Origin of the sequence: Caloramator sp. E03, from assembly GCF_006016075.1 — a bacterium.
Classification (GTDB): Bacteria; Bacillota; Clostridia; order Clostridiales; family Caloramatoraceae; genus Caloramator_B.
In genome coordinates this window covers 283,734-295,781 of sequence record NZ_CP040093.1, presented here as the reverse complement: position 1 = coordinate 295,781, position 12,048 = coordinate 283,734, and the positions used below count along the sequence as shown (strand labels likewise).

Annotated in this window: 13 protein-coding genes; all 13 read left to right on the top strand. The window is 31.2% G+C overall.

The annotated features are described in order from the left end of the window. Positions 1-8: 8 nt before the first annotated feature. Positions 9-515: a rod shape-determining protein MreD gene (mreD, locus tag FDN13_RS01580; RefSeq protein WP_138978573.1), complete on the top strand. Its 507-nt coding sequence runs from the start codon at positions 9-11 to the stop codon at positions 513-515. Between the two features lie 13 nt (positions 516-528). Beyond that, a complete protein-coding gene (locus FDN13_RS01575) occupies positions 529-2,925 on the top strand; it encodes a penicillin-binding transpeptidase domain-containing protein (RefSeq protein ID WP_138978572.1) in 2,397 nt (798 codons plus the stop codon). Positions 2,926-3,137: 212 nt separating this feature from the next. Further along, positions 3,138-3,761 carry a septum site-determining protein MinC gene (gene minC / locus FDN13_RS01570; RefSeq protein WP_138978571.1) on the top strand — a complete coding sequence of 208 codons (624 nt, stop codon included), beginning with the start codon at positions 3,138-3,140 and terminating at the stop codon, positions 3,759-3,761. A gap of 13 nt (positions 3,762-3,774) precedes the next feature. After that, positions 3,775-4,572, top strand: coding sequence for a septum site-determining protein MinD (minD, locus tag FDN13_RS01565; protein ID WP_138978570.1), 798 nt, complete (start codon positions 3,775-3,777; stop codon positions 4,570-4,572). Positions 4,573-4,583: 11 nt separating this feature from the next. Further along, positions 4,584-4,859 (top strand): cell division topological specificity factor MinE, encoded by a 276-nt coding sequence (gene minE / locus FDN13_RS01560; RefSeq protein WP_138978569.1) that lies wholly within the window; start codon positions 4,584-4,586, stop codon positions 4,857-4,859. A 133-nt stretch (positions 4,860-4,992) separates the two neighbouring features. After that, on the top strand, positions 4,993-6,111 hold the full coding sequence (rodA, locus tag FDN13_RS01555; protein WP_138978568.1) for a rod shape-determining protein RodA: 1,119 nt from the start codon (positions 4,993-4,995) through the stop codon (positions 6,109-6,111). Between the two features lie 13 nt (positions 6,112-6,124). Beyond that, positions 6,125-6,484, top strand: coding sequence for a methylglyoxal synthase (gene mgsA, locus FDN13_RS01550; protein WP_138978567.1), 360 nt, complete (start codon positions 6,125-6,127; stop codon positions 6,482-6,484). A gap of 151 nt (positions 6,485-6,635) precedes the next feature. Further along, positions 6,636-7,280, top strand: coding sequence for a murein hydrolase activator EnvC family protein (locus FDN13_RS01545; RefSeq protein ID WP_138978566.1), 645 nt, complete (start codon positions 6,636-6,638; stop codon positions 7,278-7,280). Positions 7,281-7,379: 99 nt separating this feature from the next. Further along, positions 7,380-9,245 carry a TIGR03960 family B12-binding radical SAM protein gene (locus FDN13_RS01540; protein ID WP_138978565.1) on the top strand — a complete coding sequence of 622 codons (1,866 nt, stop codon included), beginning with the start codon at positions 7,380-7,382 and terminating at the stop codon, positions 9,243-9,245. Beyond that, positions 9,217-9,915: a TIGR03936 family radical SAM-associated protein gene (locus FDN13_RS01535; protein WP_138978564.1), complete on the top strand. Its 699-nt coding sequence runs from the start codon at positions 9,217-9,219 to the stop codon at positions 9,913-9,915. The genes FDN13_RS01540 and FDN13_RS01535 overlap by 29 nt, the downstream gene beginning before the upstream one ends. Before the next feature lie 4 nt (positions 9,916-9,919). Then, positions 9,920-11,296 (top strand): ribonuclease E/G, encoded by a 1,377-nt coding sequence (locus tag FDN13_RS01530; protein ID WP_138978563.1) that lies wholly within the window; start codon positions 9,920-9,922, stop codon positions 11,294-11,296. 120 nt (positions 11,297-11,416) lie between these two features. Beyond that, positions 11,417-11,728 (top strand): 50S ribosomal protein L21, encoded by a 312-nt coding sequence (rplU, locus tag FDN13_RS01525; RefSeq protein WP_138978562.1) that lies wholly within the window; start codon positions 11,417-11,419, stop codon positions 11,726-11,728. 34 nt (positions 11,729-11,762) lie between these two features. Further along, positions 11,763-12,029, top strand: coding sequence for a 50S ribosomal protein L27 (gene rpmA, locus FDN13_RS01520; protein WP_138978561.1), 267 nt, complete (start codon positions 11,763-11,765; stop codon positions 12,027-12,029). Positions 12,030-12,048: the final 19 nt, after the last annotated feature.

Sequence of the window (12,048 nt, the reverse complement as noted above, 5' to 3'; positions counted from 1 at the left end):
AGATAAAGATGAAAAAATATGCTTATATTATATTTATTGCCATAATTGCAATTGTTATACAACAATCTTTGATTTCAAGTATCAATATATTTGGAGCAAAATTTGACATTGTATATGTATTAATTATATGTTTTTCTTTATTAAGAAATGAATTAGAGAGTGTTGTTTTTGCATTGATTTGTGGTATTATTAGAGATAGCTTTTTTCCTTTTGTATTTGGAATAAATTGTATTATATATATTATAACTGCTTTTCTTTTAGCAAAGCTGCAGAAACGAATATATAGGGATTCTCTAATAATACCTGTTTTTTTTACTTTTGTTTTTACTATATTAAAAACAATTCTTTACTATTCATATTTCTACATTGCATCAATTAAATTTGATTTTAAAGTTCATGTTTCCCAGCTCATTTTTTTGGAGTCTGTTTATAATTCGATTGTAAGCATATTTTTATATAGAATTACTAAAAATATATGTCTTAAGGATGTAATGCAAGAAGAATGGAAATTTTAGGAATGGTGATAAAATGGAAAAAAAACCAGATAGAGTAACAGTATATGTTGTAATTGTTTCAATAATATTTAGCCTTCTTATTTCCAGATTAGTATATCTTCAGATAATAAAAGGGGATTATTATAGAAGCGTGGCTGAAGATATGGGTGGAAAAGAGATACTTGAACTTGCACCAAGGGGTGAGATATTAGACAGAAACGGGGTAAAGATTGCAACAAATAGGCAAAGCTTTAATATTATATATGCTAATATAAATCAAAAACAAAAAAATGATGAGATAAATAATATATTACTCGAAGTTATAAGAATAATAAATAATAATGGAGATGGAGACAAAATAAATATCCAAAACCTTCCTATCAAAGTAGAGGGAAATAATTATTTTTTCCAATTCAACACAAATAGTGATAAATTAAAAGCAACTCTTGAAAGGAATTTTAAGAAAAAATATAAAATAGATGAAGACCTTGATGCAAAGGAGACTTTTTTAGCACTTGAAGAGGAATTTGGATTGTCTGAAAGAAAAGATATTAATATTGATGAAATACAAAAACTAATTTCATTAAGATTATCTATAAAGGATGTTGGTTATTCACAATATAAAACTATATATATAGCAAAAAATGTAAGCAGGAAAACTGCTTTTACAATACAAAGTAAAAACAAAGATATACCAGGGATAATATGCAAAGTTGATCCTATGAGATATTATCCTAATAATGAAGTTGGAGCGGCTTTTATTGGATATCTTGGTAAAATTGATGAGAGCGAATCAGATTATTATAAAAGTCTGGGATATGATATAAGTAGGGAACTGGTTGGTAAACTTGGACTTGAAAAAACACTTGAAAATAATAAAGATTTAAATATTGCTTTAAGAGGAGAACCGGGAGTAAGGTATGTTCAAGTTGATAAGTACGGGAGGATAATGAAAGAAATTGCAGCCCTCGAACCTATATCAGGTGATAGCGTTAAAACAACGATAGATTTAAAACTTCAGAAAGTTGCCGAACAAGCACTTCAAGATACAATGAGAAAAATATCAACAGGAGAGATTAAGACTGATGAGCCATACCCTAATGCTAATAGAGGAGCTGCAGTTGTAGTAGATGTAAATACTGGTGAAATACTTGCCCTTGCAAGTACAACTTTAAGAAGCAGTCCAGAGGATCCAGTTTATAATCCTAATTTATTTGCTGAAACAGGTTCTATAAAGGATCCTAATATTGTCAAAAAGCTTTTTGGTGATCCTAATGATAAAGATATATATGATTTAAAGCCTAAACCTATGTTTAATTATGCAACTTATGGGTCAGGTCCTCCAGGTTCTACTTTTAAACCTTTAACAGCTATAGCTGGGCTTGAAGAAAATGTTATAACTCCTTCAACTATAATTACATGTAAAGGGCAGTATGATTCCTACAGAGCTTGTTGGATATGGAATGAGCAACATAGAAGTCATGGACCTGTTGATGTTTCAAGGGCGCTACAGGTTTCTTGTAATTATTTTTTCTTTGAACTTGGAAGCAGATTAGGATATGAGAAGTTTGCTAACTGGACATGGAAATTTGGGCTTGCATCAAACCCACAGACAGGAGAACTCCCATATACAGGCATAGAAATCGATGAAAAACCAGGGGATGTAAGTAGTCCTTTCAATTATAAGATTAAAAATATAAATAGTGCTATGAACAATATCATAGAAAAACTTGCTACTGAAAAATATGGTTCAATTGTTATAACAAAGGGAACGCAAGAATATAAGATAATAGAGCAGATGCTTATGGATGGTGAGTTTGACGAATCGCAGCTTGAAAAGCTACAAATTAATAAAAACACTCCTTCGGGAAAGAAAGCGATAGATTTTATAAGGCTTCAGGTAAAATCATTTGAAACAAAAGCAAATAGCAGAGGGGAACTTTTAAATGCTGCTATTGGTCAAGGATCTACGCTTCTTACTCCACTGCAGATGGTTGGATATATATCAACCCTTGCTAATGGAGGAACAAGATATAAGCTACATCTTATAAAACAGGTATTAAATTCTGATGGCTCGGTAAAAATGGATATTCAGCCAGAAGTAATAAGTAAGATTAATTTAAATCCTAATAATTTAGCGGCGGTAAAGCTGGGTATGGCTAAGGTTACTGAAGAAGGTGGTACTGCTGCTTCTGCTTTTGCAAATTTTTCTATACCTACGGCTGGTAAAACAGGAAGTGCATCTGTGGGTAACGCTCAAAAAAAGGCTGGAAGAGCTGCTTATGGTTGGTATGTTGGATTTGCACCTGTTGAAAATCCCAAAATTGCTGTTGCAGTTGTAATATATGATGCTGGCCATGGTGGATATGTTGCAGGGGTTGCAAGATCTATATATGAAGCTTATTTTGGGCTTAATGATACAGTTAAGTAGCAAAAGTAAATATTATAGTAGAGGATGAATACCTTTTTCAAAGTCCGTATACTGAAGCAGTATATGGACTTTTGCATTTTGTCGAAAATTATTGATTATTATATTTTTTTATAATGATTTGTATGATAAAATAGTAGACATAAAAGATACAAAAAGAAGGAAAAAAGGATGATTTGAAGAATATAAAAATATATAGCCTCTGGAGGTTTGCAATGGACAATATAACTATTAAAGGTAATAAAAATGGGATTGTAGTATATATAAATTCAGGCAGCTATGATGAAGTTATTAAAGAGCTGAAATTTAAAATTGAAAATGCAAAGGATTTTTTTGCTGGAAGTGATATATTTATTGTAGATAAGGGTAAGGTATTAAAAGACTACGAGGAACTAAAAGCTCAATTAAAAACAATGTTTAATATAAATATATTAAGTTATAATTCCGATAAAATAATTGAAGGGAATGAAAGAGTTTTTTCAGGTATATATGAAGGCAGGACGAAATTTTATAAATCAACAATAAGATCTGGACAGCATATCGATTATAATGGAAATGTTGTAATAATTGGAGATGTTAATTCTGGGGCTGAAGTAATCGCTACAGGCAACATAATAGTACTTGGGGTACTTAGGGGAATTGCACATGCAGGATGCAACGGCAATAAAAGGGCAATTGTTGCAGCATATAAGCTTTTACCTTCACAACTTAGAATAGCAGATTTAATTGCAAGATCTCCAGATAGCTATGAAGATAAGCCGATAGTACCTGAGATTGCTAAAATAAAAGATGGTTCTATAATAATTGAACCATACTTGCCTAATAAACATGTTTGGTGATGGAGGGATTAAGATGGGAGTATCAATTGTTGTTACATCCGGTAAGGGCGGTGTTGGAAAAACTACTACAACTGCAAATATAAGTACAGGGCTTGCAATGCTTGGTAAAAGGGTTGTTGCAGTTGACGCTGATACAGGTCTTAGAAATCTTGATTTACATCTCGGCCTTGAAAACAGAATAGTCTATAACCTTGTTGATGTTGTTGAAGGAGTATGTAGGCTAAAACAAGCATTAATAAAGGATAAACGTTTTGAAAACCTTTACCTGCTTCCAACAGCCCAAACAAGGGATAAAACTGCTGTTAAACCAGAGCAAATGCAAAAGTTGGTTGAGGATTTAAAAAATGAATTTGATTATGTTATAATTGATTGTCCAGCAGGTATTGAACATGGTTTTGAAAATGCAGTAGCAGGAGCTGATATGGCAATAGTAGTAACTACTCCTGAAGTTTCGGCAGTTAGGGATGCAGACAGGATAATAGGTAAACTTGAAGTAAAGGGACTTGACAATCATCAGCTTATTATAAATAGAATAAAATATGAAATGACTAAAAAAGGTGAGATGCTTAATATTGATGATATGACAGATATACTTGCAATAAAGCTCCTTGGAATTGTTCCAGAAGATGAAAAAATAGTTATATCTACCAACAGAGGAGAACCAGTTGTTACAGATGAGAATGCAAAAGCAGGACAAGCTTATAAAAATATAGTTAGAAGAATTTTGGGAGAGGAAGTTCCATTTATGGAGCTTGAGGATGAAGATACAGGATTTTTTATGGCTATTAAAAAATTCTTCTTTAAGAGGTAAGGAGGGAAATAATGGATATATTAAAAATGTTTGGGAAAGAACCTCCATCGAAGGATATTGCAAAAGAAAGGTTAAAGCTTATATTAATTCATGACAGAGCAAATGTATCTCCACAGTTCCTTGAAATGGTTAAGGGAGATATAATAAAGGTAATATCTGATTATGCAGAGATAGATGAAAGTGGACTTGAAATAAAGTTTACAAGGTCAGGTGAAAAGGGTAGTGAAGTCCCAGCTCTTGTAGCTAACATTCCAATAAAAAAGATGAAAGAAGTAGGAAGGTATTAATTTGTTAAAGATAAGAATTGCAAATATTCTTATCTTTTTTGCTTTAGCTAACTATTTATTCTTACTTATTGTTTAAAAAAAATAAGAGTTGTGTTATAATCTTTTATGATTATGTTTATGAGGTGCGATATTTATGATTATAAATAAAAAGCTGTTAAAAAACCTTGATTATAGTATAGCTTTAAGTATGATTATAATTGTTTTAATAGGTATTACAACAATTGCTAGTGCAACTATTATTACAACATCCGATGGTATTAGCATGAGTGCTTTAAAAAGTACTGCCTTTCAAATAATGTATTTTATTGTTGCCATGATACTTGGTTTTGTAATTTTAACAATAGATTATAATACTATTGGAAGTTATTATAAATTACTCTATATTGTGAGTATATTTTTATTAATACTTGTACTTGCAGTAGGATCTGTTAGAAATAATGCAAAATGTTGGCTCGGTATAGGCCCTTTTGGTATACAGCCTTCAGAGTTTGCTAAGCTTACAACTATTATTACGATTTCAAAGTTAATGGAGGAAATGGATAACATAAATAAGCCTAAGAATTTGTTAAAGCTTGCTTTGACAGCACTTATCCCTATGGGGCTTATACAGCTTCAACCTGATACTGGTACGAATATTATATTTTTTATGACTATATTAGGTATGCTTTTTATAGCTGGGCTTGATTTAAGATTTATTTATGGAGGAGCAGCCACAGCAGTTGTATCTATAGTTGCAATATGGAAGCTAAACATTTTAAAACCTTATCAAAAGGATAGGATTCTTGTATTTTTAAGACCTGAAACAGATAAGCTTGGAAAAGGATATAATGCTCTTCTTGCTAAAACTGCCATTGCATCAGGTAAATTCTTTGGTACAGGATGGGGAGGAGGGCTTACAAATGGTAAATTCATTCCTGAATCACACACTGATTTTATATTCTGTGTTTTTGCAGAAAAATGGGGTTTTTTAGGGGCTATGATTCTTCTTGCTCTTTATCTTAATATAGTATTAAGAAGTATAACAATTGCAAAAACATCTAAAGATAAGTTCGGATTTTATGTGATTACAGGAATTGTTACAATGTTTTTGTTTCAAATATTTCAAAATATAGGAATGGATATAGGGCTTATGCCTATAACAGGTATCCCACTTCCACTTGTAAGCTATGGAGGAAGTTCTCTTTTAACAAGTGTGGTATCTATAGCTTTAATTCTTAACATAGGAATGAGAAGACAAAAAATAAACTTTTAAGGGGGATGAAGAATTGAATATAGCACTTATTGCACATGATAAGAAAAAGCAGGATATGGTTGAGTTTGTGAAGGAGTTTAAGGAAATATTAAAAAATCACAGGCTCTATGCTACAGGAACAACAGGGAAATTTATAAGCGAGGCAAGCGGTCTTGAAGTTAATAGGTTTTTGTCTGGACCAATGGGAGGAGATCAACAAATAGGAGCAAAGGTTGCATGCGGGGAGATGGATCTTGTTATTTTCTTAAGAGATCCTTTAACAGCTCAGCCTCATGAACCAGATATTACAGCACTTTTAAGAATTTGTGATGTTCACAATGTACCTCTTGCAACAAATCTTGGAACAGCAAAGATGTTAATCAAAGCAATATAAGAATAGCCCATGTACTTTTTAATTTTAAAAGTATATGGGCTATATTAATTTAACAGATTATAAACATAATAATAAATGTAATTTAATCATTATTGTAAAAATATATATTTAGTAATAAAATCATAAAATATTGTTTAGTAGGAGGGGGAATATGAGCTATCAAAATCCTTATTATAAAAATAAAAACGATAATTCTTATTTAAAAAGACTTTCATTACAGCTGTTAATTGTACTAATCATAATGCTTTTTTTATTGATAATTAAATTTGTAAATAACGATGTTGCATCCACAATAAATATGAGAATAAAAGATAGCTTTTATAAGGATTATACTAATGAAACGGTTGAAGTCTTTAATACTTTTATTCCAAATACTAAAGATGTATTTAATAAAATAATAATTAAAAAAAATGAATTTATTATTGATAGTTTACCAGTTGAGGGAAAGATAACAACACATTTTGGAGAGAACATAGAAGCAAATAAAAAGTATAACAGCAATGGAATTAAAATAGAAGTAGCAGAAGGAAGTGAGGTTAAGTCAGTTTATAGTGGTAAGGTTGAAAGGATAGATTATGATGATCAATTGGGAGTATCAATAATTATAAATCATGGAAATAATTTCAAGTCAAGATATGGGTATTTGTCAGATATTAAGGTAAGCGAAGGTGAAAACGTAACTAAAGGAACAGTTATTGGTCTTTCGGGAAAGGACAATAGTTCAAAATCCTGTTTGTATTTTGAACTATTAAAAAATGATGAACCTGTAAACGTTGAGGAATATATGAAAAAGTAGTATACTTATTTAAGCAATATTTATTTTAAATATTATTATATTTGGTAAATTTAATTTAAAAATTATGTTCTAATTATTATATACTTAGGAGGAGTTTAAATGGTACATATAAAGGATGAGATACTAAGCAAAGTAACAAAGCCTGCAAGGTACACAGGAGGAGAGGTAAATCAGGTTATTAAAAATCCTAAGGATGTTAAGGTAAGATTTGCTATGTGCTTTCCAGATGTATATGAAGTTGGCATGTCTCATCTTGGTATAAGGATACTTTATCATAAAATAAATGATAGAGAAGATTGCTACTGTGAAAGGGCTTTTGCACCATGGGTTGATATGGAGGAATTGATGCGAAAAAATGATATACCTTTATTCACTCTTGAAACAAAAAGCCCTTTAAAGGACTTTGACTTTGTTGGATTTACTCTTCAGTATGAGATGAGCTATACTAATGTAATTAATATGCTTAATCTTGGGAAGATACCGTTAATGTCAAAAGATAGAGGTGATGATGATCCTTTTATTATATTTGGAGGACCTTGTGCATATAATCCAGAGCCTTTAGCGGATATGGGGGACATATTTGTTTTAGGAGAAGCTGAAGAAGTAATAGATGAACTGCTTGATTTATATATAAACTGGAAGGAGTCTAAAAAGGACAGGAAGGAATTTTTAGTAAAAGCAGCATCTTGTGAGGGAATATATGTGCCTTCTCTTTATGATATAGAATATAACGAAGATGGTACTATAAAACGAAGAATACCTTTAAAAAGTGGGATACCTGATAAGATAAGAAAAAGATTTATAAAGGATTTGAATGAGTCCTACTTTCCAGAAAAAATGATTGTTCCTTTAACAGAGATAGTACATGATAGGATAATGTTAGAAACCTTTAGAGGATGTACAAGAGGATGTAGATTCTGTCAGGCAGGCATGATATATAGACCTGTCAGGGAAAAAAAAGTTGATAAACTTATGGAATTTGCTGAAAAGCTGCTTAAAAGTACAGGCTATGATGAGATATCTTTAACTTCCCTTAGTATATGTGACTATTCTGATATCAAAAATCTTGTATTAAGCCTTATAGAAAAGTATGAAAAAGATAGGGTTTCAATATCCCTACCTTCTTTAAGAATAGATTCTTTTTCTGTTGATCTTATAAATGAAATTCAAAAGGTTAGGAAAACAGGACTTACCTTTGCTCCAGAAGCAGGGACACAGAGAATGAGAGATATTATAAATAAAGGGGTTACTGAAGAAGATTTAATAAAATCAGTTAGAAGTGCTTTTGAGTCTGGTTGGAGTACTATAAAACTTTATTTTATGATAGGTCTTCCTTATGAAACAATGGAAGATGTTGAGGGTATTGCTCATCTTGGGCAAAAGGTTGTTGATACCTATTTTTCTATTCCAAAAGATAAAAGAAACAAAGGGCTTAACGTTACTTTAAGTACTTCTTGCTTTGTACCAAAGCCTTTTACTCCTTTTCAGTGGAAAGGGCAGGATACTACTGAAATGTTTATACAAAAGCAGCAGTATTTGAAGGATAAAATAAAAAGTAGATATATAACATACAATTGGCATGAACCATCCATAAGTTTTCTTGAAGCCGTCTTTTCAAGAGGAGATAGAAGGCTGAGTAAGGTTTTAATAAAAGCCGTAGAAAAAGGGTGCAAATTTGATGGATGGCAGGAGTTATTTAAATATGATGCTTGGATGGAGGCATTTAGAGAATGTAACATAGATCCACATTTTTATGCTACAAGGGAAAGAAATATTGATGAAGTACTTCCATGGGATTTTATTGATATTGGTGTAAGCAAAGAATATCTAAAAAATGAACTAAGGAAGGCTCAAAAGGGAGAGCTTACAAGGGACTGTAGGCTATCATGTACTGGTTGTGGGATAACAGGATTTACAAAGGAGGTAAAATGCTTCAATGGAGCGATATTTAATAAAGTTCAGTAAAAAAGATTCAGTAAAATATATATCACATCTTGATACAATGCGTACATTACATAGGGCAATTAGAAGAGCTCAACTTCCAATAAGCTATTCAAAAGGTTTTAATCCTCATCCAAGTATATCAATAGCAGCTCCTTTATCATTAGGTATTGCAAGCTGTGGCGAATATGCTGATGTGGAATTTGAAAGTATAATAGATGAAGAAAGAGTTAAAAACTTACTTAATTCATCTTTACCTGATGGAATAAGGATTATAGATTCTTTACACATTCAAGGAAAAATGCCATCTTCAATGGCACTTGTTGAAGGAGCAAGATATACAGTACAACTTAAATTTAAAGGAAAAGCAGAAGAGATTAAAAGGAGTATTAATAATATATTAGCTTCTCAAAATATTGAGAGAGTAAAGAAAACAAAGTCTGGTGAAAAAATTGAAAATATAAGGCCTCTTATAAAAGATATAGTATTAACGGGGTATGAAGAAGAAACTTTTAATTTTGAGTTTTTACTTTTTACTGGTAGCAGAGGTAATCTTGCACCAAATGCTGTTATAGAGCTTATGCAAGAAGAATTAAATAATGATTTGACTTGTGAAGGTATAACAAGGGATGAACTATATTGTATAAAGAATAATAAATGGATAGATTTGTTGTCTTATTTTAAGGGGAAGTGATTGCTTGAGAGAGATATACATAGATAGAGGTATAGCTCAAAGTAGGATTGCAGTTTTTAGTGATAATAACATTGAAGAACTTTATGTTGAAAACCATAATAATATAAACCTAACAGGTAATATTTATTTGGGTAGAATAGAGAACATAGCTTCTTCCCTTGAAGCAGCTTTTGTAAATATAGGTATAGGAAAAAACGGAATACTTCATATAAATGAAACAAGGGAAAAGAGTAAACTTAAAATTGGAAAAGAGATAATTGTGCAAGTTATTAGAGAGGACAGCAAAGAAAAGGGACCTAAACTGTCTCAAAATATAAGCATACCTGGAAATTTAATAGTACTTATACCGAATATTGATTACATAGGTATTTCTAAAAAAATAGATGCAGAGAAAAGAGAAAAACTTAAGGAACTAGCACAAGAAATATATATTAATGGTTGTGGATTGATATTAAGGACAGAGTCTCAATATGCAAAGAGGGATGATATACAAAGAGAATATAGATACTTAATAGATATATGGGAAAAAAATATTAAAAAGTCCGTTTATATAAAATCACCTTTTTTACTTTATGATATTAGGGATTTTTTAAGTTTTGCAGTTAGAGAATATATAAAAAGCAATACTGATAAAGTATATATAAATAGGAAAAGAGACGTTGAAATACTTTCAGATATGTTATCTTTTAATAAACTTTGCAAGGATTGTGAAGTCTTATGCAATGAATATGATTTTTCTAAAGTATCGATAATTGAAAAAAAGATAAAGGAAGTACTTGAAAGAAAAAAAAAGCTGTCGTCAGGAGGAAATATAGTTATAGATAAAACAGAAGCATTAACAGTAATAGATGTTAATTCAGGAAGCATAAAATCTAATGTAAATAAGGAGGAATACGTTTTAAATACAAACATTGAGGCTTGTAAGGAAATTGCTGATATAATTAGGCTTGGAAACATATCAGGTATAATTATAATTGACTTTATTGATATGAAGGATGAAAAGTCAAGACAAAAAGTCATTAAATATTTAAATGAACATCTTTCAAAGGGAAATATTCAACATAAAATTTATGGGTTTACAAAACTTGGATTGCTTGAGATGACAAGGGCTAAAAAAGGAAAAAGTTTAAGGGAACTTATATATAATAATGAAAATAACGATACATATTCTTCGGCATATATTTTAAAGTCCATAGAAAATATGTGTTTAAGAATGTTAAAACACTATAATAAATATAAGTTTAACGTCACATTAAATGAAGATATATATATAGAAGCTAATAATGTGTTTCCTAATTTTATATCTGACATGAAAGATATCTATAGTATTGAGATAAATTTATTTCCTTCGAGTGAGGTTCGTGAATTTGAAATTAATTAAGTTTAAGATTGACATTAGTTTTACATTATGTTACAATGCAATTTGTAGACCGCTCATGAAAGGCTTTAAAAGCATTATGCTGCCTTTGTCATGGCGAGACTGGATAGAGGAGGTGCACTTATGTACGCTGTAATTAAAACTGGAGGAAAACAGTACAGAGTTCAAGAAGGAGATATTATATTCGTTGAAAAACTTGCTGCTGAAGTAGACTCTACTGTTGAAATCACTGATGTACTTGCTGTTTTAAAGGATGGTAAGCTTGTAGTTGGAAAGCCAGTTGTAGAAGGAGCTAAGGTTACTGCTAAGGTTGTAAAGCAGGGAAAAGCTAAAAAGATAATAGTTTTCAAGTATAAGCCAAAGAAAGACTACAAGAAAAAGCAAGGTCATAGACAGCCATATACTCAGTTAAAGATTGAAAAAATAGAGGCATAACTTATATAGAACCTTTTTAGAGGAGGTGGAATAAATGGCACATAAAAAAGGAGTGGGTAGTTCCAGGAACGGTAGAGATAGCGAGTCCAAAAGACTTGGAGTCAAGAGATCAGACGGTCAATTCGTTCTTGCAGGAAACATACTTGTAAGACAAAGGGGAACTAAGATACATCCAGGTGAAAATGTTGGTATCGGTAAAGATGATACTTTATTTGCTTTAAAGGATGGAATCGTTAGGTTTGAAAGATATAAAAAAGATGGCAAGAAGGTTAGCGTATATCCAAAGGAAATTGCCCAATAATATCAGCACCCATAAGGGT